The organism is Amycolatopsis sp. NBC_00348, from assembly GCF_036114655.1.
In the GTDB taxonomy this organism is placed as follows: domain Bacteria; phylum Actinomycetota; class Actinomycetes; order Mycobacteriales; family Pseudonocardiaceae; genus Amycolatopsis.
Genome location: NZ_CP107994.1, coordinates 947176 through 972260, shown reverse-complemented (window position 1 = coordinate 972260; position 25085 = coordinate 947176). Strand labels below are relative to the sequence as shown.

24 protein-coding genes and 1 pseudogene are annotated in these 25085 nt (G+C 71.0%); 10 read left to right on the top strand and 15 right to left on the bottom strand.

The features are described 5' to 3' along the window. Positions 1-99: 99 nt before the first annotated feature. The 3 genes from der to cmk form a co-directional block, all read right to left on the bottom strand. Entirely contained in the window at positions 100-1608 is a 1509-nt protein-coding gene (der, locus tag OHS58_RS04715) for a ribosome biogenesis GTPase Der (protein WP_247053933.1), read from the bottom strand. 16 nt (positions 1609-1624) lie between these two features. Beyond that, entirely contained in the window at positions 1625-2227 is a 603-nt protein-coding gene (locus OHS58_RS04710) for a lysophospholipid acyltransferase family protein (protein ID WP_256476009.1), read from the bottom strand. Positions 2228-2352: 125 nt separating this feature from the next. After that, a complete protein-coding gene (gene cmk / locus OHS58_RS04705; RefSeq protein ID WP_326951586.1) occupies positions 2353-3057 on the bottom strand; it encodes a (d)CMP kinase in 705 nt (234 codons plus the stop codon). A gap of 147 nt (positions 3058-3204) precedes the next feature. On the opposite strand from cmk, the pseudogene OHS58_RS48675 reads away from it, so the two are divergent. Then, positions 3205-3663 (top strand): annotated as a pseudogene (locus tag OHS58_RS48675) (hypothetical protein); the annotation flags it as partial. 33 nt (positions 3664-3696) lie between these two features. On the opposite strand, the gene OHS58_RS04700 reads toward OHS58_RS48675, so the two are convergent. Further along, positions 3697-4263 carry a TetR/AcrR family transcriptional regulator gene (locus OHS58_RS04700; RefSeq protein ID WP_326951138.1) on the bottom strand — a complete coding sequence of 189 codons (567 nt, stop codon included), beginning with the start codon at positions 4261-4263 and terminating at the stop codon, positions 3697-3699. A 92-nt stretch (positions 4264-4355) separates the two neighbouring features. Here OHS58_RS04700 and OHS58_RS04695 point away from each other — a divergent pair, with 92 nt between their 5' ends. The 3 genes from OHS58_RS04695 to OHS58_RS04685 are packed head-to-tail and all read left to right on the top strand — an operon-like array spanning position 4356 to position 6444. Then, positions 4356-4724, top strand: a complete 369-nt coding sequence (locus OHS58_RS04695) for a DUF4267 domain-containing protein (protein ID WP_328647254.1) — start codon at positions 4356-4358, stop codon at positions 4722-4724. A gap of 36 nt (positions 4725-4760) precedes the next feature. After that, positions 4761-5243 carry a cation:proton antiporter regulatory subunit gene (locus tag OHS58_RS04690; protein ID WP_247053941.1) on the top strand — a complete coding sequence of 161 codons (483 nt, stop codon included), beginning with the start codon at positions 4761-4763 and terminating at the stop codon, positions 5241-5243. A gap of 7 nt (positions 5244-5250) precedes the next feature. Then, on the top strand, positions 5251-6444 hold the full coding sequence (locus tag OHS58_RS04685; RefSeq protein ID WP_328647253.1) for a cation:proton antiporter: 1194 nt from the start codon (positions 5251-5253) through the stop codon (positions 6442-6444). A 67-nt stretch (positions 6445-6511) separates the two neighbouring features. On the opposite strand, the gene OHS58_RS04680 is transcribed toward OHS58_RS04685, so the two are convergent. Beyond that, positions 6512-8374, bottom strand: coding sequence for a Xaa-Pro dipeptidyl-peptidase (locus OHS58_RS04680; RefSeq protein WP_328647252.1), 1863 nt, complete (start codon positions 8372-8374; stop codon positions 6512-6514). Between the two features lie 65 nt (positions 8375-8439). Between OHS58_RS04680 and OHS58_RS04675 the strand changes: the two genes are divergently transcribed. Beyond that, positions 8440-9255, top strand: a complete 816-nt coding sequence (locus OHS58_RS04675) for a class I SAM-dependent methyltransferase (protein WP_328647251.1) — start codon at positions 8440-8442, stop codon at positions 9253-9255. A 25-nt stretch (positions 9256-9280) separates the two neighbouring features. Here OHS58_RS04675 and OHS58_RS04670 read toward each other — a convergent pair whose 3' ends face one another. From OHS58_RS04670 to xerD, 6 genes are all read right to left on the bottom strand, one after another. Further along, complete coding sequence (locus OHS58_RS04670) at positions 9281-10033, bottom strand: pseudouridine synthase (RefSeq protein WP_247053949.1); 753 nt, start codon at positions 10031-10033, stop codon at positions 9281-9283. After that, entirely contained in the window at positions 10020-10916 is an 897-nt protein-coding gene (gene scpB / locus OHS58_RS04665; protein WP_328647250.1) for an SMC-Scp complex subunit ScpB, read from the bottom strand. Before scpB ends, OHS58_RS04670 begins: the two co-directional genes overlap by 14 nt. After that, entirely contained in the window at positions 10913-11893 is a 981-nt protein-coding gene (locus OHS58_RS04660; RefSeq protein WP_442875516.1) for a segregation and condensation protein A, read from the bottom strand. The genes scpB and OHS58_RS04660 overlap by 4 nt, the downstream gene beginning before the upstream one ends. After that, positions 11893-12312 carry a cobyrinic acid a,c-diamide synthase gene (locus OHS58_RS04655; RefSeq protein ID WP_247053953.1) on the bottom strand — a complete coding sequence of 140 codons (420 nt, stop codon included), beginning with the start codon at positions 12310-12312 and terminating at the stop codon, positions 11893-11895. Before OHS58_RS04655 ends, OHS58_RS04660 begins: the two co-directional genes overlap by 1 nt. Continuing rightward, positions 12309-13280, bottom strand: a complete 972-nt coding sequence (locus OHS58_RS04650; protein WP_247053955.1) for a ParA family protein — start codon at positions 13278-13280, stop codon at positions 12309-12311. The genes OHS58_RS04655 and OHS58_RS04650 overlap by 4 nt, the downstream gene beginning before the upstream one ends. A gap of 146 nt (positions 13281-13426) precedes the next feature. After that, complete coding sequence (gene xerD, locus OHS58_RS04645) at positions 13427-14329, bottom strand: site-specific tyrosine recombinase XerD (protein ID WP_326951588.1); 903 nt, start codon at positions 14327-14329, stop codon at positions 13427-13429. A 108-nt stretch (positions 14330-14437) separates the two neighbouring features. Between xerD and OHS58_RS04640 the strand changes: the two genes are divergently transcribed. Continuing rightward, a complete protein-coding gene (locus OHS58_RS04640; RefSeq protein ID WP_328647249.1) occupies positions 14438-14965 on the top strand; it encodes a DUF1707 domain-containing protein in 528 nt (175 codons plus the stop codon). A 21-nt stretch (positions 14966-14986) separates the two neighbouring features. On the opposite strand, the gene OHS58_RS04635 is transcribed toward OHS58_RS04640, so the two are convergent. The 4 genes from OHS58_RS04635 to OHS58_RS04620 form a co-directional block, all read right to left on the bottom strand. Next, positions 14987-15616, bottom strand: a complete 630-nt coding sequence (locus OHS58_RS04635) for an NUDIX hydrolase (protein WP_326951145.1) — start codon at positions 15614-15616, stop codon at positions 14987-14989. Continuing rightward, on the bottom strand, positions 15613-17313 hold the full coding sequence (locus tag OHS58_RS04630; RefSeq protein WP_247053961.1) for a CTP synthase: 1701 nt from the start codon (positions 17311-17313) through the stop codon (positions 15613-15615). The genes OHS58_RS04635 and OHS58_RS04630 overlap by 4 nt, the downstream gene beginning before the upstream one ends. Positions 17314-17392: 79 nt before the next feature. Continuing rightward, positions 17393-18553, bottom strand: coding sequence for an acyltransferase (locus OHS58_RS04625; RefSeq protein WP_326952080.1), 1161 nt, complete (start codon positions 18551-18553; stop codon positions 17393-17395). Between the two features lie 205 nt (positions 18554-18758). Then, a complete protein-coding gene (locus tag OHS58_RS04620) occupies positions 18759-19439 on the bottom strand; it encodes a GntR family transcriptional regulator (protein ID WP_247053965.1) in 681 nt (226 codons plus the stop codon). A 149-nt stretch (positions 19440-19588) separates the two neighbouring features. On the opposite strand from OHS58_RS04620, the gene OHS58_RS04615 reads away from it, so the two are divergent. The 4 genes from OHS58_RS04615 (at position 19589) to OHS58_RS04600 (ending at position 25023) form a co-directional block, all read left to right on the top strand. After that, complete coding sequence (locus tag OHS58_RS04615; protein WP_326951148.1) at positions 19589-21010, top strand: NCS1 family nucleobase:cation symporter-1; 1422 nt, start codon at positions 19589-19591, stop codon at positions 21008-21010. Further along, a complete protein-coding gene (locus tag OHS58_RS04610; RefSeq protein ID WP_328647248.1) occupies positions 21007-21717 on the top strand; it encodes an aspartate/glutamate racemase family protein in 711 nt (236 codons plus the stop codon). Before OHS58_RS04615 ends, OHS58_RS04610 begins: the two co-directional genes overlap by 4 nt. 97 nt (positions 21718-21814) lie before the next feature. Further along, positions 21815-23086 carry an alginate lyase family protein gene (locus tag OHS58_RS04605; protein WP_328647247.1) on the top strand — a complete coding sequence of 424 codons (1272 nt, stop codon included), beginning with the start codon at positions 21815-21817 and terminating at the stop codon, positions 23084-23086. Positions 23087-23304: 218 nt separating this feature from the next. Further along, complete coding sequence (locus OHS58_RS04600) at positions 23305-25023, top strand: glycosyl hydrolase family 18 protein (RefSeq protein ID WP_328647246.1); 1719 nt, start codon at positions 23305-23307, stop codon at positions 25021-25023. Positions 25024-25085: the final 62 nt, after the last annotated feature.

Genomic DNA, 25085 nt, shown 5'->3' with positions numbered 1-25085 from the left:
CGTCCGGGCGCCGTGTCGTCCATCAGGCACGCGCCTCGTCCGCCGAGGCACGCGAGTCGTCCGTCCGGGCCCGCGGGTTCGCCGGAACGGGTCAGGAAATCACCGGGATTTGGCGGGCCTGGCCGCTTTTCCGCCGGCCTTCGGCCGGGCCTTCTTTTCACGGATGCGCACATTCACCCGGACAGGGCTGCCTTCGAAGCCGAACTGCTCGCGGAACCGCCGCTCGATGAACCGGCGGTAGCCCGCCTCGAGGAAGCCGGTGGTGAACAGCACCAGCGTCGGCGGCCGGATGCCGGCCTGCGTCGCGAACAGCACCTTCGGCTGCTTGCCGGACCGGACCGGCGGCGGGGTCGCCGCGATCAGGTCGGACAGCCACGCGTTGAGCTGGCCGGTCGGCACCCGCTGGTCCCACGACTTCAGCGCGGTCCGCAGCGCCGGCGCGATCTTGCGCACCGACCGCCCGGTCAGCGCCGAGACGTTGACCTTCTCGGCCCACGGGACGCGGACCAGGCCGCGCTCCAGCTCGCGGATCATGGCGTGGCGGCGGTCCTCGTCGACCAGGTCCCACTTGTTGAACACCAGCACGCACGCGCGCCCGGCCTCGACGACCATGGTCAGCACCCGTAGGTCCTGCTCCGAGATCGGCTCGGCCGCGTCCAGCAGCACGACCGCGACCTCGGCCGCGTCGATCGCGGTCTTCGTGCGCAGCGAGGCGTAGTACTCGGCGCCCGCGGCGAAGTTGACGCGCTTGCGCAGGCCCGCGGTGTCGATGAACCGCCAGGTCTCGCCGTCCAGCTCGACCAGCGAGTCGACCGGGTCGACCGTGGTGCCGGCCACCGAGTCGACGACCGAGCGCTCCTCGCCGGAGATCTTGTTCAGCAGGCTCGACTTGCCGACGTTCGGCTTCCCGACCAGCGCGACGCGCCGCGGGCCCGACGTCGCCGCGACACCTTCGCGCGGCGCTTCGGGCAGGGTCTTGAGGATGGCGTCGAGCAGGTCGCCGGAGCTGCGGCCGTGCAGCGCGCTGACCGGGTGCGGCTCGCCGAGGCCGAGCGACCACAGCGACGCGGTGTCCGCGAGCAGCCGGTCGTCGTCGACCTTGTTCGCCACCAGCAGCACCGGCTTCTTCGAGCGGCGCAGCACCTTGGAGGCGGCTTCGTCGGTGGCCGTGGCCCCGACCGAGGCGTCGATCACCAGCAGGATCGCGTCGGCCGTCTGCATGGCCAGCTCGGCCTGCGCGGCGACGGAGGCCTGCAGCCCGGTCGCGTCCGGCTCCCAGCCGCCCGTGTCGACCAGGGTGAACTTGCGCCCGCCCCAGTAGGCGTCGTAGGCGACGCGGTCGCGGGTGACGCCCGGCACGTCCTGCACCACGGCTTCGCGGCGGCCGATGATGCGGTTGACCAGCGTGGACTTGCCCACGTTCGGCCGCCCGACCACGGCGAGCACCGGTTGCGCGAGCGCGGCCTCCTCGGCCGCTTCCGCCGCCTCGATCTGCGCGTCGAGCCTGGCGAACTCGGTCTCGTCGGACCAGGTGCCGTCGATCTCGCCGACGCCGTCGATCGCCGCCGACGTACTCTCTCCCGCGGAGGCGGAATCAAACTCAGCCATCACTACCCAATTTCCCTTATGGCGTAACGAAACCGTTTTCGGTACGCCAATCGTCCAAAGTCTTCACGAGCGCCGCGAGCTCGCCGCGCAGCTCCTCGGTGCCCTGGTCGAGCCCGGTCTTCCCGGGTCCGACCTTCGGCGTGAACGGCTCCCCCACGAGGATGTCCACGCGCGGGCGCCAGCGCCGCTTGCCGTCCGCCGGCTTGAGCGTCCCGCGCGTCGCCACCGGCAGCACGACCGCGTCCGACGCCCGGACCAGCCACGCCGCGCCGCGTTCGGCCGCACCGACGTCCCCGGCACCGCGGGTGCCCTCCGGGAAGATCCCGACGACCCCGCCGTCCTTGAGCACGCCCACCGCGGTCAGCAGCGGTTTCCGGTCGATCGCGCCGCGCTTGACCGGGATCTGCCCGATGGCCACGAGGAACCGCCCGGCCACGCCCTTGAACAGCTCGGCCTTGACCAGGAACGCCGAACGCCGCGGCAGCATTCCGAAGATCAGCTGCGGCTCGATCATCGAACTGTGGTTGGCGATCACCAGCACCGGCCCGCGGGCGGGCATGCGGTCACGGCCGTGCACACGGATGCGGAAGGCCGATCGCAAATGGTACCGGCCGAAGATCCGGCCGGCCTCGTGGAGCCAGCCGACGGAGCCCTCGGGCAGTCCGGCCGCCGATCTTTTCGGGGGGTCCAGGGGGGCTTGCCCCCCGGCCGGGGCCTGGGGCTCGGCCCCAGAGGACCCAGCTTTCATCGCGCGACCTCGGCGTTGCACCCCACCAGCAGGCCGCGGTGGCTGGCGAGTTCGCTGAGCGCGACGATCACCTGGTCGATGGACAGCTCGGACGTGTCGACCGGGACGGCGTCCTCGGCCGCGCGCAGCGGCGACGTCACGCGGGTCGAGTCGAGGTGGTCGCGGCGCTCGACGCTCGCCAGGGCGTCGGCGACCGACGACTTGCGCCCGGCCGCGGAGTCCTGGGTGCTGCGCCGCGACGCGCGGACGTCGGCCGAGGCGGTCAGGTAGACCTTGAGCGGCGAGTCCGGCGCGACGACGGTGCCGATGTCGCGGCCTTCGACGACGATCCCGCCGACGGTGTCCAGCACCTCGCCGATGATCCGCCGCTGCCGCGCCACGAGCAGCTCGCGCACGTGCGGCACGGCCGAGACGGGCGAGACGGCCTTGGTGACCTCGGGGCCGCGGATGTCGGCGGCGACGTCGCTGCCGGCCAGCCGGATCTCGGGCCGGTCGGGGCTGGTGCCGATGGCGAAGTCGGCGCGGCCGGCCAGGTCGGCGACGGCGTCGGCGTCGGCCGGGTCCACCCCGGCGCGCAGCACGGCGAGGGTGACCATCCGGTACATCGCGCCGGTGTCGAGGTAGCCCGCGCCGAGGCGCTGGGCGAGCTTGCGCGCGACGGTGGTCTTCCCGGTCCCCGACGGGCCGTCCAGCGCGACCACACCACGTAGGGCTCCCGTCACCGGCACTCTCCTCGCGTTCTCGTCTCGTTCGGGCCGTACCCCATTCTGCCGGGCGCGGTGCGAACGGGATCAGTCGGGACGCCTAGGCCTCCGACCGCAACGCCGTGAGGGGCACCTTCACGGCATCAGCGGCAAGACGGACCCGCCCCCGAAGCGGACGCCTCGACCGTGTCGACCCTCCAGACACACGAGCCGACCCTCCAAGCACGCGAGCCGACCGTCTGGGCACGCAAGCCGACCCTCCAAGCACGCGAGCCGACCGTCCGGGCACGCAAGCCGACCCTCCAGGTACGCGAACCGACCGTCCGGGCACGCAAGCCGACCCTCCAGGTACGCGAACCGACCGTCCGGGCACGCAAGCCGACCCTCCAGGTACGCGAACCGACCGTCCGGGCACGCAAGCCGACCCTCCAGGTACGCGAACCGACCGTCCGGGCACGCAAGCCGACCCTCCAGGTACGCGAACCGACCGTCTGGGCACGCGAGCCGACCGTCCAGGTACGCGGGCGCCCCGGCCCGGCCGCCCCGCGCCGCCGCCGAGCGCGAAGCCGTGAAAGCCGTGAGGGGCACCCTCATGGCTTATAAGTCCCTGAAGGTGCCCTTCACGGCATTACGGCGTCAGGTGCCGGGCGCGCCGAAGCGGGCGACCACCACGGCCAGCCGCTCCGCGTGGTTCTCCGGGGAGAGCCGGTGGCCGCGGTCCAGCGTGATGAGCCCGTGGAGCGCGCCCCAGAACACCTCGGTCAGCGTGCCCGGCTGCTGGCTGCCGGCCACCGGCTCGACCACCGCGTACAGGCCCGCGAAGGCCTCCTGGAGCACGGGCGGCGTGTCGTCCCGCGCGAAGGGCAGGTCCGAGGCCAGCGTGAACATCGCGTCGTAGAGCGCGGGCTTGGCGTCGGCGAAGGCGACGTACGCGCCCGCGACCCCGGCGACACCGCCTTCGCGGGCGGCAGCCAGCACCGCGGCCAGCTCGGCGAAGCCCTCCAGCGCGGCCGCCGCCATGATCGCGTCCTTGCCGCCCGGGAAGTGGCTGTAGAGCACCGGCTGGCTGTACTCGATCAGCGCCGCGAGCCGCCGGGTGGTGACGGCGTCCCAGCCCTCCGCCTCGGCCAGCTCCCGGGCCGCGGAGACGATCCGCTGCCCGCGCTCGGACCGGTCGCGCACTCGCCGTTGTCGCTGGGTCATGACGCCGATACTAGCACTGCTAGACAATCTAGCGTCGCTAAGTTAGCGTTGCTAGTATTACTAGCGCCGCTAGTTCACTGGAGGGAAACACCATGCTCATCACCGGTTACGTCCTCGTCGCGATCGTCTCGCTCGGCATCATCTACGTCGGCCTGAACTACCTCTTCGCGCCGGCCAAGATCGCCGCGGGCTTCGGGTTCACCGAGGTCCCCGAGAACGCCGAAAGCTTCCTCAACGTCAAGGGCGGCCGTGACATCGGCGCCGGGCTGATCCCGCTGGCCCTGATGATCTACGGCGACCCGCACGCACTGGGCTGGGTCATCCTCGTCGCGGCCGTCTGGCCCGTCTTCGACATGCTGATCGTGCTGCGCCACGGCGGGAAGAAGGCCATCGCGTACAGCGTCCACGGCCTGACCGCCCTCGTCATGCTCATCGCGGCGGGCCTGCTCCTTCTCGGCTGAAAGTCGCGAATCGGACACGTGGGTTACGGTGGTTGGGTGAACGTCGAAGTAACCCCCCTGCCCGGCATCGGGGTCCGCAAGGACTTCGCCACCCGTACCGGCCGCCGCATCGGCGTCGTCACCCAGCGGGACGGACACCTCGAGCTGATCGTCTCCAAGACCGACGATCCCGACACCTGCGTCGCCTCGATCCCGCTGAGCGCCGACGAAGCGGGCGCGCTGGCCAACCTGCTCGGCGCGCCCCAGCTCGTCGCGCAGCTGACCGAGGAGCACCGGGACCTGCCCGGGATCAGCACCCGGCAGCTGCCGATCAAGCCGTCCGGCCCGTTCGACGGCCGCACGCTCGGCGACACGGCGATGCGCACCCGCACCGGGGTTTCGGTGGTCGCGGTGGCCCGCGCCGGCCAGGTGCACCCGTCGCCGACGCCGGACTTCACCCTCACCGGCGGCGACCTGCTGGTGACGGTGGGCACGAGCGAGGGCCTCGAGGCCGCCGTCAAGATCCTGAAGTACGGCTGAGCGCACGATGGACCACACCGCGCTGTCCCTGATCGAACTGGGGGCGGTCTTCTTCGGGCTGGGTGCGCTCGGGCGCCTGGCCGGGAAGATCGGCCTCTCCCCCATCCCGCTCTACCTGCTCGGCGGCCTCTGCTTCGGCTCCGGCGGGCTGATCCCGCTGACCGACATCGGCGGCTTCACGCACCTGGCCAGCGAAATCGGCGTCGTGCTGCTGCTCCTGCTGCTCGGCCTGGAGTACTCCGCGGCCGAGCTGTTCACCGGGCTGCGCCGCTCGTGGACGGCCGGGCTGGTCGACATCGTCCTCAACGCCGCCCCCGGCGCGGCCGTGGCGCTGCTGCTGGGCTGGGGCCCGGTCGGCGCGATGGTGATGGCGGGCGTCACGTACATCTCGTCGTCCGGGATCATCGCCAAGGTCCTCGGTGACCTCGGCAGGCTCGGCAACCGCGAGACGCCGGTGGTGCTGTCGATCCTCGTGTTCGAGGACCTGGTGATGGCGCTCTACCTGCCGATCCTCACCGCGGTGCTGGGCGGCGTCTCGCTGCTCGGCGGCATGGAGGCCGTCGGGATCTCGCTGCTGGTGATCACCGTGGTCCTGGTGATCGCGCTCAAGTTCGGCCGGTACGTCTCGGCGGCGGTCGACAGCCCGGACCGCGAGGTGTTCCTGCTCAAGGTGCTCGGCGCGGCGCTGCTGGTCGCGGGCATCGCGTCGGCCATGCAGGTGTCGGCCGCGGTCGGCGCGTTCCTGCTCGGCATCGCGATCTCCGGCTCGACGGCCGAGAACGCGACGCACATGCTCGAGCCGCTGCGGGACCTGTTCGCCGCGGTGTTCTTCGTGGTGTTCGGCCTCAACACGAACCCGGCGTCGATCCCGCCGGTGCTCGGCTGGGCCGTGGTGCTCGCGGTGGTCACGACGCTGACGAAGGTCGCCACCGGCTGGTGGGCCGCGCGCCGCCAGGGCATCGGGAAGATGGGCCGCGCCAGAGCCGGGGCGTCGCTGGTGGCCCGGGGCGAGTTCTCGATCGTCATCGCGGGCCTGGCGGTGACGGCGGGCGCGGTGGACGGCGAGCTGGCCGCACTGGCGACGGCGTACGTCCTGCTGATGGCCATCCTGGGCCCGACGGCCGCCCGCGTCGTCGAACCGATAGCCCGGGCGCTGCAACGAAAGTCGGCCACACGCACCGCTCCCGCCGAAGCGAGCTAGCGTCGGCGCAAAGCCGTGAAGGCCTCCTTACCGGCTCTTATGGCCGGGAAGGAGGCCTTCACGGCTTTCAGCCCAGTTCCGCCCGGCCTGCCGACGGTACGAACGCGCCGCTGACGGGGGTCGGGTGGGTTGATGCTGCCGGGAGGACTCCGGCCAGCGGGACCGAGATCGACGTCTTCGCCAGGTCCAGGGTGAGCCGGCCGGGCTGGGCCGGGCCGCGGATGAAGCTGCCGTCCGTGCCGCCGATGATCAGGGCCAGCGCGTGGCCCTTCGGCACGATGTGGTCCGTCGAGGCCAGGCGGAACGTCATCGTGTACGCCGTCCCCGGGGTCAGGACCCGTTCCTGCGTCAGGGAAGCGTAGTTCGCGAGGTCCGCCCAGCCGCGGCTGAGGATCGTGTAGTTCACCTTCTTCACGTCCGCGGAGGTCACGCGGTAACAACCGTCGTCACCTGCCGTCGACGAGCCCCAGCAGTTCTCCGTCGTCGCCGTCTTGATGCCCTCGCCGCTGCCCGCGAAGTTGCGGATGGTCGCCGCGCCGAGGTCCACGAGCACCGCCGAAACCCGCGCCGACGACGTGCTCGGCGTCGCCGTGACCGTCAGCGAAGACGTCCCGGACACCTGCAGGGCCGACGTCAGCGTCCCGGTCGAGTACGTCAGCGCCGCGCTGCCCGGGTTCGTCACCCAGGTGTCCTCGCCCACGTTCGGGTTGTCGGTGAACGACGCCGTACCCGGCGCCGCCGCGGTGCCGAGCTTGCCGCCCGCCTGCGGGCGCAACGCCGTCGCCACGGCGTTCGCGGCGGGGTACGCCGTCTGGTCCACCCACTGGTCCGGCTGCCGCTCGACGCTGGCCATCGGGCCGTTCTGGACGCCGTTGTCGATCCCGAGCAGGTAGTGGTCGAACCAGCGGTGCAGCAGGTCGACCCAGTCGGCACGGCGGTAGTCGAACGGGTCGACGTGCCCCGTCTGCGCGAGCCAGATCTTGCGCTCGACGTGGTTGCCGGCCAGCGCGTCCCACCACTGCCCGAAGTTGATCGTCTTGACGTTGAGGTCGTTGACGCCGTGCGAAAGCAGCACGCTGGCGTGGACGTTGCGCGCCTGCGTGACGTAGTCGCGCGCGGCCCAGAGCGGCCCGTAGTCGCCGTTGACGGTCGCGCCCGTGCTCAGGGCCTGGTTCTGCGCCGAGCAGTTCTGCCCGCTGTTGGCCGACTCGACGGTCTGCGCCAGCCCGGCCGGGTTCGAGCCGAACGACGCGCCGTCGGAGCGGTAGTAGTCGTACCAGGAGCTGATCGCCGAGATCGGCACGATCGTCTTCAGCCCGGCGACCCCGGTCGCGGCGACGCCGTTGGCGATCGTGCCGTCGTAGGACTTGCCGATCATGCCGACGTTCCCGGTGCTCCAGCCCGCCGTCACGGCGCTGCCGCCGGTCTTCGCGCTGTACCCGGTGACGCGGCCGTTCAGCCAGTCGACCACCTTGCGCGCCGAGTCGACGTCGGACGGGCCGCCGACGTCCGCGCAGCCGGCCGACCGGTTCGTCCCGGCCAGGTCGACGAGCACCGCCGCGTAGCCGCGCGGCACGAAGTAGTTGTCGTAGAACAGCGGGAACTTCACCGGCTTCCCGGCGCTGTCGTAGCTCTTCAGCTCGCTCTCGTTGCCGCGCCCGCAGCACGAGTAGTACGGGCTGGCGTCCATGATCACCGGCACCTTGGTGCCCTGCGCCGCGGGCTCGGCCGGGCGCACGATGTCGGCGGCGACCCGGTCGGGCTTGCCGTCACCGTCGCCGTCGCGGCCGATGTCGACCCAGACGGTCTCCCGGATCGCCTTCGTGTAGTCGTAGGTGGGTTCGCTCGCCCGGGGCGCCGCGGCCACGGCCGGGGCGAGCGCGCCGAACAGGACCACCGCGAGGATTCCGCACACCAGACCGGATCGCATGCGCGTCACGCTACGAGCCGGAGATCGTTCCCGCCACGGCGGAAAGTCGGGCGTAGCTTGGCGTCATGACGGAGTCCCTGCCCGCGGTCGGCCGCACCGCCGTCGGCGTCGCCGCGTTACGCGCCCTGGAAAGCCGCCGCCCGGACCGGCTGTTCGACGACCCGTACGCCACCGCGTTCTACGAGGCGGGCCGCTCGGTGCTGCCCGAGCCCGGCGACGGGACGCGGGACGGCCTCGGCCCGCTCTTCGCCGCCCAGGTGGCGATCCGCACGCGGTTCTACGACGACTACCTGCTCGACGCCGGGTGTGCCCAGGTGGTGCTGCTCGCGGCCGGGCTGGACGCACGCGCGTTCCGGCTGGCGTGGCCGCCGGGGGTCCGGCTCTTCGAGCTGGACCTGCCGGAAGTGCTGGCCTTCAAGGACCAGGTGCTGACCGGGCAGGGCGCGCAACCGTCGTGCGAGCGGGTCGTCGTCCCGGCGGACCTGCGCGAAGACTGGGCGAGCGCGCTGCGGGACGCCGGGTTCGACCCCGGCGTCCCGACCGCGTGGCTGGCCGAGGGCCTGCTCGTCTACCTGTCCGCCGAAGACGCCGGCAAGCTGCTCACCACGGTGAGCGAGCTGTCGGCGCCGGGCAGCCGGGTGTCGTTCGAGCACCGGCCCACCGACACCGCGGACGGGCTGCTGGCCCGGGCGCGGGCGACCCCGACCGGCGAGCGCGTCACGCGCCTGTGGCTCGGCGGGCTGGGCGGCCGCGCGCCGGAGTGGCTGCGCGACCACGGCTGGCGGCCGACCACGCACACCCGCGCCGAGCTGGCCGAGGGCTACGGCCGCCCGGCCCGGGAAGACCAGACCGCCGGCGGGTTCGTCACCGCCGTGCGGTGACAGCCAGGGCCTCGGTAAAGCCGGGTCAGAGCTCGACGTTGCGGTAGAGCGCGCCGACCTCGCCCTTCGTCAGCCGCCGGATCGAGCCGACGCGCTGGTTGCCGAGCTGGACGTCGCCGATCGCGGTGCGGACCAGCTTGAGCACCGGGTGCCCGGCGTCCTTGAGCAGCCGCCGCACGATGTGCTTGCGGCCCTCGTGGATCACCAGCTCGACCAGGGACTTGCCGGAGTGCATGTCCTTGACGCGGAACTGGTCGACCTTCACCAGGCCGTCCGGCAGCTCCCAGCCGTTGCGCAGCTCCTTGCCGAGCCCGCGCGGCACCAGGCCGTCGACCTCGGCCAGGTAGGTCTTGAGCACCTGGTAGGACGGGTGCATCAGCCGGTGGCCGAGGTCACCGTCGTTGGTCAGCAGCAGCAGGCCCTCGGTGTTCTCGTCGAGCCGGCCGACGTGCACGACGCCGGGCGTCTCCTCGTACCGGCCCATCAGGTACTCGCCGACGCAGGGGCGGCCGCGGTCGTCCGACATCGTCGAGTGGACGCCCTTGGGCTTGTTCAGCGCCAGGTAGATCAGGTCGTCGCGGAGGTTCACGCGGGTGCCGTCGACGTGGATGACCGCTACGTCCGGGTCGACGCGACGGCCCTGCTCGGTGACGACCTCGCCGTTCACCTCGACCCGGCCGGCGGCGATCAGGTCCTCCGCCGCGCGCCGGGAGGCGACCCCGGCTTGCGACAGCACCTTCTGCAGCCGGATGCCGTCGGGGTGTTCACTGGAAGTCATCGATGGTGTCCACTTCGGGTAGCAACGGAGCGATGGCCGGCAGGTCGTTCAGTGACGACAGCCCCAGTCGCTCCAGGAACAGCTCGGTCGTCACGTACAGCGTCCCGGTCGTCTCGGGGTCGGTCCCCATCTCGCCGATGAGGCCGCGCGCGAGCAACGTCCGGATGACACCGTCCACGTTCACGCCGCGCACCGCGGCGACCCTGGAACGGGTCACCGGTTGCCGGTACGCGATCACGGCGAGGCTCTCCAGCGCGGCCCGGGTCAGCTTCGACCGCTGGCCGTCCAGCAGGAGCTTCTCCACGAACGGGGCATAGACGTCTCTAGTGTAGAACCGCCACCCTTCGCCGACGCGCCGCAGGTCGATCCCGCTGGTCCGGTCGGTGAACTTCTGGGCCATGGTGCGCAGCGCGACGATGATCCGGGCCTTGGGTTGCTGCAGCGTGTCGGCCAGGGATTCCTCGCTCGCGGGCGAGTCGACGACCAGCAGCAGCGCCTCGAGCGCGGCTTCGAGCGCCTCGTCGGAAGTGATGTCGGGCAGCGAGTCGGCATCCCCGGCGGCGACGAGATCCGACGCGGGATCGTCGACGGCCGCGGGTTCAGCAGACTCGGCGGGTTCGGCGGCGGCTTCCTGAGGCGCGACGGCGTCGGCCGCTTCGGGCGCGGCCTCCGGCTCGTCGGCAGCGGCCGCTTCAGCCACGGCCTCGACCGGGACCGGCTCCACCGGATCGCCGTCCTCGGTCACCGGCTCGCCGGACAGGGCCTCGTCCAGGGCCAGCTCCGCCGCGGCCTCGGCCGGTTCTTCGCTCGCCGGCGGTTCCGGCGCCGCGACCTCGGCCGCCACGTCGTCGTCGCGGACCCGGTCGTTGTCTTCGGGGCTCACCCGTACTCCTCCTCGTCTCCGGCGGCGTCGGCAGCGAGATCCTGCTCGGCCGCCACGGAGGCTTCTTCCTGCGATCCGCCGGTCCAGCGCACGTGCAGCTCGGCCAGTGCCTCCGACTGCTCGAACTGCACCGTCGCCTCGCGGTAGAGCTCCAGCAGGGCCAGGAACCGCGCCACGATCTCGACCGTGTGCTCGCAGTCGTCGACCAGCTCACCGAACGTCGCCTGGCCGCGTTCGGCCAGCATCACCCGCAGCAGCGCCGCGTGCTCGCGCACCGACACGCGGCCCATGTGGATGTGGGCGATCGACACCGTCGGCGGCGGTTTCGGCTTGAACACCGTGACGGCGATGTCGGCGAACTTCGCCGGCGTCACGCCCAGCATCACCTCGGGCAGCAGCCCGACGAACCGCTCCTCCAGCGCCACCGACCGCGGGTACCGCCGCAGCGCACCCTGCTCCAGCTCGCCGAACAGCGCCGCCACCTGCTTGTACGCGCGGTACTGCAGGATCCGGGCGAACAGCAGGTCACGGGCCTCGAGCAGGGCGAGGTCGTCCTCGTTCTCCACCTCGGCCGACGGCAGCAGCCGCGCGGCCTTGAGGTCGAGCAGGGTCGCCGCGATGACCAGGAACTCGGTCGTCTCGTCGAGGTTCCAGTCCGTGCCCAGCGCCCGGGTGTAGGCGATGAAGTCGTCAGTGACCCGGTGCAGCGCCACCTCGGTGACGTCGAGCTGGTGCTGCGAGATCAGCTGCAGCAGCAGGTCGAACGGCCCCTCGAAGTTGGCCAGCCGCACCTTGAACTTCGACGTGCTCAGTTCCTCGTTGGCCAGGCCTTCGGGGACCATGCCGCCGTGCACCGTCTGGTGCTCGTGCGGCTGATCACCGGGTTGCTCGTCCGGGGCCGGGTCGTCGGGGGTCGGTTCCTCAGGGGCCTCTCCGACCGGCTCCGGCGGCGTTTCGGCCGATGCCGGGGTGTCCATCAGCCCTCGGTTTCGCCGCCGTCTGAGCCGACCACCCGCAACCGCTGCACCAGCACCGAGTCCTCGCCGTTCGCGTCGAAGTCGGCCAGCAGCACCGCGACGGCCTCGCGGACCAGCCGGCCGCGGTCGACGACCAGCTCGTGCTTGGCCCGCAGCGTCAGCCGGGCCTGCTCCATCGCGACCAGCTCGTCACCGGAGACGTAGACGGTGATCTTCGCGTCGTGCTTGGTCCGGCCGGAGCCGTGCGGGGCGTCGCCGCTGCGGGCGAGCTGCTCCGTGCGGCCGTGGCCCGCCTTGCCGTTGCCGTTCTCGACGGGTTCGGCGGGCGCGGGCGACGTCTGGGGCGGCAGGTCGAGAGCGGGGCTGGAGGTGATGCGGAAGAGTTCCGACGCTCCGGGCAGGGAAGCGCGCCTGCTCACCGACCGATCACCTCGCGAGCCAGCTGGCGGTACGCCGCCGCGCCGGCCGACTTGGGGGCCCAGGTCGTGATCGGCTCACCCGCGACCGTCGTCTCGGGGAACCGCACCGTGCGGTTGATGACCGTGTCGAACACGATCTCGCCGAATGCCTCCACCACGCGAGCCATGACCTCCTTCGAGTGCAGGGTTCTCGGGTCGTACATGGTGGCGAGAATCCCGACTATGTCCAGTTTGGGGTTGAGGCGTTCCTGCACCTTCTCGATCGTGTCGATCAGGAGCGCTACACCTCGCAGACTGAAGAACTCGCACTCCAACGGGATGATCACGCCGTCCGCGGCGGTCAGCGCGTTCACCGTGAGCAGGCCGAGCGAGGGCTGGCAGTCGACAAGAACATAGTCGTAGTCGTTCATGACCGGACGAAGGACCCGTAACAACGTGTGTTCGCGCCCTACCTCAGCGACGAGCTGGACCTCCGCCGCGGACAGGTCGATGTTGCTCGGCAGCAGGTCAACGCCGTCGACGCGGGTTTTCAGCAGCACGTCGGTGGCGCTGACGGCCCGCTCCATGATGGCGTTGTAGACCGTGTGGTCCAGTTCGTGCGGCTGGATGCCGAGACCGACGGCGAGCGCGCCCTGCGGGTCGAAGTCGACGAGCAGCACCTTGCGGCCGTACTCGGCGAGCGCGGCACCCAGGTTGATGGTCGACGTCGTCTTGCCGACGCCGCCCTTCTGGTTGCACATCGCCATGATCTTCGCCGGGCCGTGGCGCTCCAGCGGCGGCGGCTCGGGGATCTCGCGGATCGGGCGGCCGGTCGGCCCGATGCCCTCGAGCTTCACCTTCCGCCCGTTGCGCTCTCTCGACTCGTCACCGTCGTGGTGGGCGGGGGTGGCGATGGTGACGTGCTGGAGGTTCGCCGCGGCCGACCCGGCGGACGCGGCCGGTACGGCCGGCTGGTTCGGTGTCGACATGGCGAGAAGGCTCCTTGTCCGTGGCGTCCGGGGCAGCCTATGCGCGGACTCGGAGCCCCGGCAAAGCAACGCGCCGGACCCGAGGGGGCAATGTCAGTCGGCCGTCGGTCCAGGTTAGGAGGGCTGTGGCGCCGCCGTTGGGCCGGCTAGCCCAACGCCCGGGGGTGCGCCGTCGCGTAGACCTCGCGCAGCGTGTTGACCGTGACCAGCGTGTACACCTGCGTCGTGGTCACCGACGCGTGGCCGAGCAGTTCCTGCACGACGCGGACGTCCGCGCCGCCTTCGAGCAGATGCGTGGCGAAGGAGTGGCGCAGCGTGTGCGGCGAGACGGCGGCGGCGATCCCGGCGCGCTCGGCGGTGTCCTTGAGGACCTGCCACGCGCTCTGCCGCGAAAGCCTGCTGCCGCGGACGTTGAGGAACATCGCCGCGGTGCCGCGGCCGTGCGCGGCGAGCACGGGCCGCGCGCGGACGGTGTAGGCGTGCAGCGCGGCGATCGCGGGCCGGCCGACCGGCACCAGCCGCTGCTTGCCGCCCTTGCCGTCGAGCAGGACGGTGCGCTCGTCGTCGTCGACGTCGTCCAGGTCGAGGCCGACGGCCTCGGAGATCCGGGCGCCGGTGGAGTAGAGCAGCTCCAGCAGCGCCCGGTCGCGCAGCGCGCGTTCGCCGTCCGGCGCCGGGGTCTCCAGCAGCCGCAGCACGTCGTCGACCGGCAGGGCCTTGGGCAGCCGTTTCGCCGGGGTCGGCGGCCGGACCTCGCGGGCCGGGTTGTGCTCGGTGACGCCCTCGGCGTGCGCGAACTTGTGCAGGCCCCGCACGGCGACCAGCGCCCGGGCGGCCGACGACGCGGCCAGCGGCTGGTGCTCGGCGTCGCCCTCGCGCAGCGCGGCGCCGAACGAGGTGACGTGGGCGGCCGTGATGTCGGCGATCTCCGCGACGCCGGAGCCGTCGAGGTGCGCGGCGTAGCGGCGCAGGTCACGGGCGTAGCTGTCGAGGGTGTTGCGCGCGGTCCCGCGTTCGACGACCAGGTGGTCGAGGTAGGCGGCGATCACGTCGGCCGTGCGGTGCGGGCTGGAGGCCACGCCGGTCACCTTAGGCCGTGCGGGCACCGTGACCCGGGAGAAACCCCGTTCTCAGCTTCGCGCGGTTACCTTGGATTCATGGAGTCCGACGAGCTCCGCATCGGCACGGCCGAGCGGGAAGAGGCGGCGAGACTGCTCGCCGACCACTTCGGCATGGGCCGCATCACCCCCGACGAGTACGAGGCGCGGGTGACCGACGCCTACGCCGCCGTGACCCTGGGCGCGTTGCGGCCGCTGTTCCGCGACCTGCCGCAGCCGCACCCGGGGTTCCTCGCGCCGCCGCAGGTGCCGATGTACACGCAGCCGACGATGCAGCTGCCGATGTACGGGCCGCCCCCGATGCCGTCTTCCATGCCCGTCCCGATGCCGTACGCGCCGCCGATGCCGATGCCGACGTCCTACCGGTCCAAGACCGTGGCCGGGGTGCTCCAGATCGTGCTGCCGTTCGGCGTCGGCCGGTTCTACACCGGGCAGATCGGGCTGGGTCTGCTCCAGCTCCTCGTGGTGCTGCTGACCGGGATCGGCGTGCTCTGGCCGATCGTCGACGGCGTCATGCTGCTGGCCAACGGCGGCCTGGACGCCGAAGGCCGCCCGCTGCGCCCCTGAGGCGGGGGCGCAGCGGACAGCTCAGGCTTCGCGGCGCTTGGCGAACGCCGTCGGGCGGTCGCGCCACGGGGCGTCGGCCGGGCGCGGTTGCGCACCGCCGGTGACCACCGCCTGCGCGGCCAGCACCCCCGACACCGTGGCGCCGTTCACCAGCTCGCCCGCCAGGGCCATCCGGACGGCCTCGGCCAGCGGGAACTTGCGGACGACCAGGTCGGCCTCCTCGTCCCCGAGCACGTCACGCTCCACATCGGACAGTCCGCGGGCCAGGAAGATCCGCACCACCTCGTCGGTGAAGCCGGGTGACGCCGCGACGTCGACCAGGGTCGCCCAGTCGGCGGCGGCCAGCCCGACCTCCTCGACGAGCTCCCGCTTCGCCGTGCCGACCGGGTCCTCGCCGAGGTGGTCGATCAGGCCGGCGGGCAGCTCCCACAGCCGGTGCCCCATCGGGTGCCGGTACTGGTGCACGAACGTGACCTGCTGGTCCTCGTCCAGCGCGACGATCGCGACCGCGCCCAGGTGCTCGATGACCTCGCGGGCCGCGGTGTTGCCACCCGGCATCACCACCTGGTCGATCCGCAGGCCGACGACGCGTCCGATGTGGACGTCGCGGCTGGCGGCGACGGTGAACTCGTGCTCTCCCGGCGCGGTCACCGGGCGGCCACGGGGGCTTCGGGCAGCTCGACCGGCAGCCGCTCGGCGACCTTGCGGTCCACCACGGCCTTGACGAACGCGCTGAACAGCGGGTGCGGCCGGGTCGGGCGGCTCTTCAGCTCGGGGTGCGCCTGGGTGCCGACGAAGAACGGGTGCTTGTCGGCGGGCAGCTCGACGAACTCGACCAGGCGGTCGTCCGGCGACGTGCCGGAGAACACCAGGCCGGCGTCGGTGAGCTGCTTGCGGTAGGCGTTGTTCACCTCGTAGCGGTGCCGGTGCCGCTCGGACACCTCGGTGGTGCCGTACGCCTTCGCGACCTGCGAGCCCGGCTTGAGCTTCGCCGGGTACGCGCCGAGCCGCATGGTGCCGCCCATGTCGCGTTCGCCCGCGACGACGTCGCGCTGGTCGGCCATCGTCGAGATCACCGGGTGCTCGGTGTTCTCGTCGAACTCCGACGACCCGGCGTCGGTGATGCCGGCCAGGTGCCGGGCGCCCTCGATGACCATGCACTGCAGGCCGAGGCACAGGCCGAGCAGCGGCACGCCGCGGGTGCGGGCGTACTCGATCGCGCCGACCTTGCCCTCGATGCCGCGGATGCCGAACCCGCCCGGGATCAGCACACCGTCCACATCGGACAGCACGGACGCCGCACCGGACGCGGTCTGCGCGTCGTCGGAGGCGACCCAGACGATCTCGACCTTGGCCCGGTGCGCGAACCCGCCCGCACGCAGCGCCTCGGTGACCGAGAGGTAGGCGTCCGGCAGGTCGATGTACTTGCCGACGACCGCGATCTTCACCGTCTCGCTCGGGTTGTGCACCCGGTCGAGCAGGTCGCCCCACACCGTCCAGTCGACGTCGCGGAACGGCAGGCCGAGGCGGCGCACCACGTAGGCGTCGAGCGCCTCGCGGTGCAGCACCTTCGGGATGTCGTAGATCGACCGCGCGTCCGGGCAGGCGACGACGGCCTCGTTGTCGACGTCGCACATCAGGCCGATCTTGCGCTTGAGGTCCTCGGGGATCTCCCGGTCGGCCCGGCAGACCAGCGCGTCGGGCTGGATGCCGATGTTGCGCAGCGCGGCGACCGAGTGCTGGGTCGGCTTCGTCTTGAGCTCGCCCGACGGCGCCAGGTACGGCACCAGCGAGACGTGCAGGAAGAAGCACTGGTCGCGGCCGACGTCGTGGCGGACCTGGCGGCACGCCTCCAGGAACGGCAGCGACTCGATGTCGCCGACCGTGCCGCCGACCTCGGTGATGACGACGTCCGGGGCGTTCCCGGCCTCGTCGGGCTCGGCGGCCGCGGTGATCCGGGACTTGATCTCGTCGGTGATGTGCGGAATGACCTGCACCGTGTCGCCGAGGTACTCGCCGCGGCGTTCCTTGGCGATCACCTCGGAGTAGACCTGGCCGGTCGTGACGTTGGCCTTGCCGTCGAGGGAGCGGTCGAGGAAGCGCTCGTAGTGCCCGATGTCGAGGTCGGTCTCGGCGCCGTCGTCGGTGACGAACACCTCACCGTGCTGGAACGGGTTCATCGTCCCGGGGTCGACGTTGAGGTACGGATCGAGCTTCTGCATCGTGACGCGAAGCCCGCGCGCGGTAAGGAGTTGCCCCAGGCTCGAGGCCGTGAGTCCCTTACCCAGAGAGGAGGCGACGCCTCCGGTGACAAATACGTACTTGGTAGCCCGCGACTGAAGTCCCACGGGCCGCCAGCATATCCGAAGGCCGCGGATCCGCATGCTGCGACATGCCCGAACGGCGTTTTGTGCCCCTGACCACGCGTCAGGCGGCGACCTTCGCCAAGCGCAGCCGGGGGCGCCCGGTCAGCGCGCGGCTGCCCGGCAGCCGGCGCAGCACCTCGACGATGACGATCGTCAGCGCGATCGTGGCGACGTAGATGACCGCGCTGAGCCACGGCGCGCCGAAGCGCTCCGCCACGTGCGGGATGACCGGGCCGAGCAGGGCCAGCGCGAGCGGGTGGACCAGGAAGATGCTGAACGACCGGTTCGCCGCCCAGGAGACCAGCCGGGCACCCTTGCCGCCCTCCCGGCGGCGCGCGGCCCACCACGTGGTGAACGCGTAGATCGCCGCGATGACCGTGAGGAACCACGGGATCAGGTACGGCTGGAACGGGTCGCTGGCCACCTGCGGGAACGTTCCACTGTGGACGGTCCGGAGGTAGTACCACTCGGTGCCGGCCAGCACCGCCACCAGCGCGCCGCCGAGCAGCAGCCGGTGCCGGCCGACCCAGGCGTGCACCGTCTCGAAGTGCATCGCGATCACGGCGCCGAAGAGCGTGTAGAACTGGTACGGCAGGATCGTGGCGTACAGGTGCGTGATCGTCTCGTAGCTCACGCCCAGCGGCTGGTAGGTCATGAACGCGACCACGCCGACCTGCACCAGCCCGCTGCCCAGCAGCAGCCACCGGTGCTTGCCCGCAGTGGCCCGCAGGAGCTTCATCAGGAACGGGAACAGCAGGTAGACCTGCATCGTCACGAGCAGGAAGTACAGGTGGTACCAGGCGCCGCCGGTGACGAGGTCGGTCAGCAGCAGCCGCATCGACGCCTCGAGCGAGCCGGGCTGCTGCCCGCCGGTGACCAGCGAATACGCCCAGAAGAACATGGTCCACGCGAGGTAGGGCGTCGCGACCAGCGGCAGCCGGCGGCGCCAGAAATCACCCGCCGTCAGCTCGCGGCCGCGGTTCTGGAACACCAGCACGAACCCGGTCAGCGCGAAGAACGCCTCACGCGTGAAGTGCAGCGGGGTCTCGACGGCATTCGCCCCGACGTCCTGCGCGAAGTTCGTCGCGCCGACCACGTGGATCAGGATCACGCAGGCGAAGGTGATCAACCGGAACAGGTCGATCTGGTGGAGGTAGGGCGCTTTGCCGCCCGGTCTCGTGCCGCGGGCGGGGGCCTCGAGCGTGGCCTGGGCGGTCGTCATCGTGCCACCTTCACGGCACCAGATTCGGCGTTGATCACGGTGTCAGGTTTGCCGCCCATTCTGTGAATTTCCCATGTACCCACTGGGAGCCGCCTGTTGGACCAGCTCCCGCGCGCTGTCGGATATGCCACGTCGGCTCAGGGAGCGGGGAGCCGACGATCATGTTAATGGGTGAGCTTTCCGGCACTTTGAGTGACCTCCGGAGTCACCCGGCCGGCCGCTCACCCGGCTCGTCGTCCCCGAAAAGGGACCTCAGCGTCACTGTCCGGTTGACGCGCACGTGCTCGGCCGCTTCGGCGTGCGCGCGGTCCGCGTCGCCCGAGGCGATGGCGTCGTGGAGACGCCGGTGCTCGTCGAGCAGGTCGGCCCAGTGCTCGTTCTGGCTCGTGAGCCAGCGCAGCCGGCCCTCCAGGGGCTGCAGCATCGTGGTCAGCAGCGCGTTGCCCGCGATGGCGACGATCTCGTCGTGGAAGCGCGAGTTGAGGACGGTGATCCGGGCCGCGTCGCCGCGGGCCGTCGCGCGGGCGGCGTCGGCCAGGACGCGCTCGAGCCGCTTCAGCTCGGCCGCGCCCGCCCGGGACGCGGCGAGCCCGGCGGCGAGGCCCTCCAGGGCCTCCCGGACGTCGAACAGCTCCTCGACGTCGACCCGGGCCAGCTGCCGGACGACGACCCGGCGCGGTGACTGGACGACGAGGAACCCCTCGGCCTCCAGGCTGCGGATGGCCTCCCGGACCGGCACCCGGGACACGCCCAGGTCCTCGGCCAGCTCGCGCTCGACCAGCCGGTCACCCGGGCGCAGCCGCCCGGTGAGGATCCGCTCCCGCAGCTCCTCGCGCACCCGCTGCCGGGTGGCCGCGAGGGGCTGCCGTTCACTCGCCGACGTCACCGAGCCCCTCCCTCAACATCTCCGTAACCGGACGTAACACGAGTTTATCGACGGGAGGGTTGACTGCCGAAGACCCCGGGGTGATATTTGGGATACCAATTTTTGGTATCCCAAATCTCCGTCCCCGCACGTCGACCGGAGGCACACGCATGACGGCCGCCCCGCTCACCGAATCCGGACAAGAGACGCCCGCCCCGCCGGACCCCCGGCTCTGGAACGAAGACCTCGCCCCCGCCCAAGAGCGCCGGTGGAAGGTCTACGACATCTTCGCGCTGTGGATGTCCGACGTGCACAACCTGGGCAACTACACCTTCGCGGCCGGGCTGTTCGTGCTCGGCCTGTCGGCCTGGCAGGTGTTCACCGCCCTGCTGTTCGGGTTCGTGATCATCTACGTCGGGATGAACCTGATGGGCCGGATCGGGCAGCGCACCGGCGTGCCGTTCCCGGTCGTCGCGCGGCTGAGCTTCGGCACGTTCGGGGCCAACCTGCCCGCACTGATCCGCGCGATCATCGCGATCTTCTGGTACGGCATCCAGACCTACCTCGCCAGCGTGGCCATCACACTGCTCGTGCTCGCCATCGACCCGGGCCTGAAACCGTTGACCGAACACGGTTTCCTCGGCCTGCACGCGCTCGGCTGGATCTGCTTCGTCGCGCTCTGGGCGGCCCAGGCGCTGATCCTGACCCGCGGCATGGAGTCGATCCGCAAGTTCCAGGACTGGTGCGGCCCGGCGATCTGGGTCGTGATGATCGCCCTGGCCGTGTGGATCCTCGCCGCCGCCCACTGGAACATCTCGTTCACCAGCAGCCCGAAGCAGCTGTCCACCGGCGAGCAGATCCGGCAGTGGTTCGGCGCGGCCGGGCTGATCCTGGCCACCTACGGCACGCTGATGCTCAACTTCTGCGACTTCTCCCGCAACGCGCCGGACCAGAAGACTGTGCGGCGCGGCAACTTCTGGGGCCTGCCGATCAACTCGACGGCGTTCGCGCTGCTGTCGGTCGTCGTCACCGCGGGCAGCATGCAGGTGTTCGGCGAGGCCATCACCGACCCGGCCGAGCTGCTGTCCAAGGTGCACAACACGCCGGTGCTGATCATCGGCGCGCTGACCTTCGCGATCGCCACCATGGGCGTCAACATCGTCGCGAACTTCGTCTCCCCCGCCTACGACCTGGCCAACATCTGGCCGAAGCGGATCACGTTCACCATCGGCGGGATGATCAGCGCGGTCGCCGCGCTGTGCGTGCTGCCGTGGAAGCTGTACTCCTCGCCCGCGGTGGTCAACTACTTCCTCGGCGGGCTCGGCGCGTTCCTCGGGCCGCTGTTCGGGATCATGATCGTCGACTACTACCTGATCCGCCGCGGCAAGGTCGACGTCGCGCAGCTGTTCGTCGACGGCGGCATCTACCCGCGGGTGAACCCGCGTGCCCTGGTGGCGTTCTTCCCGACCGCCGCACTCGCCGCGGTGATCGCGCTGGTGCCCTACTTCGCCCCGGCCGCACCGTACTCGTGGTTCATCGGCACGGCGTCGTCCGCGCTGCTGTACTTCGCGGTCTCGCGGAACCAGCGATGAGGATCGTCGTCACCAACTGCAACACCACCGAGGCGATGACGAAGGAGATCGGTGCCGGTGCCCGCGCCGCGGCGAGCCCGGGCACCGAGATCCTCGCCCGGACGCCGCGCTGGGGTCCGGAGTCGGCCGAGGGGTGGCTGGACAGCTTCCTCTCGGCGGCCGCCGTGCTCGATCTGTTGCGGGGCCTGGAAGAACCGTTCGACGCGGTCGTGCTCGCCGGGTTCGGCGAGCACGGCCGCGAGGGGGCCCGCGAGCTGCTGGACGTCCCGGTCGTCGACATCACCGAGGCCGCGGCGCACCTGGCCTGCCTGCTGGGCCGCCGCTACGGCGTCGTGACCACTTTGGACCGGACGTGCGGGCTGATCGAGGACAGCCTGCACTCCGCCGGCGTCGCCCAGAACTGCGTGACGGTCACCGGCGCCGGCCTCGGTGTGCTGGAGCTGACGGACGAACGCCGCACGGAGTCGGCGCTGCTGACCGCCGGGCGCCGGGCGCGCGACGCCGGGGCGGAGGTCCTGGTGCTCGGTTGCGCCGGGATGACAGGGCTGGACCGGCGGATCGCGACGATGCTGGACATCCCGGTCATCGACGGCGTCGCCGCCGCCGTCCGGCTCGCCGAGTCGCTCGTCGCGCTGGGCCTCAAGACCAGCCGGGCCGGGTCCTACGCCCGGCCGCTGGACAAGAAGCGCACCTGGCCGGCAGTTTGACAGCCGCCGCCACGGGGAGCCAGAATCGCCGTCGCCACTGCCGTACCGCCGCCCGGTGACGAGTGGGGATCCTGGCGTCCCCGAAGGGCGGTCCAAGGTGCGAAGGCAGCTACACGTTCTCGGGGCGACGGTGCTGGCCGCGTGCCTGGCCCTGGTCCCGCTCAGCGGGACGGCGACGGCCGGGCAGGCGCCGCACACCGTCGTCACCGACGGCAAGAAGCTCGCGGACATCCAGTCGGCGCTGAAGCACGGCCACGCCACGCGGGCGCAGCGCGACGCGCTGAAGGTGGTGCTGGGCAAGGCGAACACGGCGTTGAGCGCCGGCCCGTGGTCGGTCGTGGACAAGCCGGCCGCGCCGCCGAGCGGCGACAAGCACGACTACCTGAGCCAGGCGCCCTACTGGTGGGCGAGTGAGAAGACGCCGGAGAACCCGCAGGGTTGCCCCTACGTCAACAAGGACGGCCAGCGCAACCCGGAGGCCGACGCGATCACCGACCACACCTACCGGATGGTGGCGTGGGACGCGATGTACTACCTCTCGCTCGCCTGGTACTACACCGGCGACACGAAGTACGCGAAGCGGGCGGCGCTGGACATCCGGACGTGGTTCCTCGACCCGGCCACCAGGATGAACCCGAACATGACGTACTCGCAGATCATCCCGTGCAAGAACACGATCAGCGGGACCGGGATCATCGACTCCACGCAGTCGTTCAGCCAGGTCCTCGACGTGTTCGCGCTGCTCGACACCGGCGCGCCGGGCTGGACCGGCCAGGACCACTCCGGCGTCAAGGCGTGGCTCACGCAGTACCTGAACTGGATGGAGACCAGTCCGCAGGCGAAGCTGGAACTGGCCGCCACGAACAACCACGGCACGTTCCTCGACATGCAGAACGCGACGATCGCCGCGTACCTGGGCCAGCGGGACACGGCGAAGAAGATCGTGCTGGACGCGGAGAAGAACCGGTTCCCCGTGCAGTTCGCGGCCGACGGCAGCCAGCCGCTCGAGCTGTCGCGGACGATGTCGTGGCACTACGTCAACTTCAACCTCACGGCGTGGGGCCGGATGGCCGAGCTCGGCAAGAACCTCGGCGTCGACGTCTGGAAGTACACCGCGCCCAACGGGGCGACCCTGCGCAAGGTCGTCGACCAGCTGATCCCCGGCGCGCTGCAGGGCGCGGCGGGCTGGCCGCACCAGCAGATCGGCGTGTTCGACCAGTCGATCGCGGCGGACATCTTCCACGCCGCGGCCGAGGAAGCGCACGACGGCCAGGCGGCCGCGGCGCTGAAGAAGATGCCGCTGCCCGCCGGCGGTGACACGTGGTCCGTGCGCGTGTCGTGCTTCCCGCTCGACCCGCCGCTCAAGTAACCCCTGCCGACAACCCCTACCAACGCTGGGAAATCCGGACACCAGACCCCATAGCGCACGGCTGCCGAGATTGGTCTAGTCCAAAGTATTGACACTCGGTGTGCGCACGCGCACATTCATGAACGGGCCGGCACCTGTTCGTGAAAACCATCGCGTACCGCCCCCTCTCGCGCCGACGCGGCCCGGGAGGGGGCCGTCCGCCTGCGCGAGGAGACAGCATGCAGAGGGTTTCCCGAAGATTGGCGATGTTCGCCGCCGCCGCGGCCGCCCTGGTCGTGGGCGCGCTCACGGTCGCCGGCCCGGCCGCGCCACCCGCGGCCGCCGCCACTTCCGGCGGGGTCCGGATCGCCTACTTCGACCAGTGGAGCATCTACCAGAACGCCTACTACCTGAAGAACGTCGACGCGATCGCCGGCAACCTCGACTACCTGCTCTACGACTTCGAGAACATCGATCCCACGAACCACACCTGCTTCGAGGCGTCGAAGGCGACCACACCCGACCCGGGCGGCGAGACCGACCCGAACGCCGGTGACGGCGGCGAAGACCAGTTCGCCGACTACCAGAAGTCCTTCGGCTCCGACATCAGCGTCGACGGCACCGCCGACACCTTCAACCAGCCGATCGTCGGCAACTTCCACCAGCTGCAGGAGCTCAAGGCCCGGCACCCGAACCTCAAGGTGCTGCTGTCGATCGGCGGCTGGACGTACTCGAAGTACTTCTCCGACGCCGCCGCGACCGACGCGTCGCGCAAGAAGTTCGTCAGCTCGTGCCTGGACATGTTCATCAAGGGCAACATCCCGGCCTCCGGCGGTTACGGCGGCCCGGGCACCGCGGCGGGCATCTTCGACGGCATAGACATCGACTGGGAGTACCCGGGTTCCCCGACCGGGCACGTCGGCAACCACTACAGCGCCGCCGACACCGCGAACTACACCGCGCTGCTGGCGGAGTTCCGCACCGAGCTGGACGCCTTGGGCGGCAAGCACTACGCGCTCTCGGCCGCGCTGCCGGGCGGGCAGGACAAGATCGCGAAGATCCAGACCGACAAGATCGGGCAGTACCTGGACTTCGGCAACGCGATGACCTACGACATGCACGGCGCGTGGGACGCCACCGGGCCGACGAACTTCCAGGACCCGCTGTACTCCTCGCCGAGCGACCCATCGGGCACCATCCCACCGGGCACGGAGAAGTACACGACCGACTCGGTGATCAAGGACTACCTGCACGGCAACAGCGCGTACGGCATCGCGGGCGGGTTCCCCGCGAGCAAGCTGACGCTGGGCATCCCGTTCTACTACCGCGGCTGGACCGGCGTGCCGGCCGGCTCGAACCACGGTTTGTACCAGTCGGCGTCGGGGCCGTCGGCGGGCCACACGCTGAGCGGCAACGTGCCGGGTGTGGCGATGTACAAGGAACTCTCCGGCATCGTCGACAACCCGGCTGACACCTTCTGGGACCCGGTCACGCAGTCGGCCTGGTTCTACGACGGGACGAACTTCTTCGGCGGCTCGTCCGCGCAGTCGATCAAGGCCCGCACCGACTACATCCACTGCACCGGCCTCGGCGGCGCGATGATGTTCTCGCTCTACGACCTCGACCCGGGTTCGACGCTCTTCCACGCCGTGGTCAACGGCCTGGCCGCGTCGACGCCGAACTGCTCGACGCCGCCGCCGACCACCACGCCGACGACCCCGACCACACCCACCACCCCGACGACCCCCACCACCCCGACCACGCCCACGACACCCACCACTCCGCCGACGACCACGCCCACCACGCCGCCGTCGGTCCCCGCGTGGGCGCCGAACACGGCGTACGCCACGGGCGCGAAGGTGACCTACAACGGCGTCACGTACACGTGCCGCCAGGCCCACACCTCGTTGGTGGGCTGGGAACCGCCGAACGTCCCGGCACTCTGGCTGGCCAGCTGAGCAGTCTGCCGCGGCTTGTCGTGAGTGGTAATGAGGGTTCTAACCCTCATTACCACTCACGA

Bases quoted from the DNA above. Each gene is read 5' to 3' on its own strand.
- OHS58_RS04660 (WP_442875516.1), bottom strand. From the start codon at position 11,893: ATGGACACCCCGGCATCGGCCGAAACGCCGCCGGAGCCGGTCGGAGAG.
- OHS58_RS04695 (WP_328647254.1), top strand. From the start codon at position 4,356: ATGCTCATCACCGGTTACGTCCTCGTCGCGATCGTCTCGCTCGGCATC.
- OHS58_RS04700 (WP_326951138.1), bottom strand. From the start codon at position 4,263: ATGACCCAGCGACAACGGCGAGTGCGCGACCGGTCCGAGCGCGGGCAG.
- OHS58_RS04625 (WP_326952080.1), bottom strand. From the start codon at position 18,553: ATGACGACCGCCCAGGCCACGCTCGAGGCCCCCGCCCGCGGCACGAGA.
- OHS58_RS04610 (WP_328647248.1), top strand. From the start codon at position 21,007: ATGAGGATCGTCGTCACCAACTGCAACACCACCGAGGCGATGACGAAG.
- OHS58_RS04615 (WP_326951148.1), top strand. From the start codon at position 19,589: ATGACGGCCGCCCCGCTCACCGAATCCGGACAAGAGACGCCCGCCCCG.
- OHS58_RS04650 (WP_247053955.1), bottom strand. From the start codon at position 13,280: ATGTCGACACCGAACCAGCCGGCCGTACCGGCCGCGTCCGCCGGGTCG.
- der (WP_247053933.1), bottom strand. From the start codon at position 1,608: ATGGCTGAGTTTGATTCCGCCTCCGCGGGAGAGAGTACGTCGGCGGCG.
- OHS58_RS04675 (WP_328647251.1), top strand. From the start codon at position 8,440: ATGACGGAGTCCCTGCCCGCGGTCGGCCGCACCGCCGTCGGCGTCGCC.
- OHS58_RS04600 (WP_328647246.1), top strand. From the start codon at position 23,305: ATGCAGAGGGTTTCCCGAAGATTGGCGATGTTCGCCGCCGCCGCGGCC.
- OHS58_RS04640 (WP_328647249.1), top strand. From the start codon at position 14,438: ATGGAGTCCGACGAGCTCCGCATCGGCACGGCCGAGCGGGAAGAGGCG.
- OHS58_RS04685 (WP_328647253.1), top strand. From the start codon at position 5,251: ATGGACCACACCGCGCTGTCCCTGATCGAACTGGGGGCGGTCTTCTTC.
- OHS58_RS04670 (WP_247053949.1), bottom strand. From the start codon at position 10,033: ATGACTTCCAGTGAACACCCCGACGGCATCCGGCTGCAGAAGGTGCTG.
- OHS58_RS04680 (WP_328647252.1), bottom strand. From the start codon at position 8,374: ATGCGATCCGGTCTGGTGTGCGGAATCCTCGCGGTGGTCCTGTTCGGC.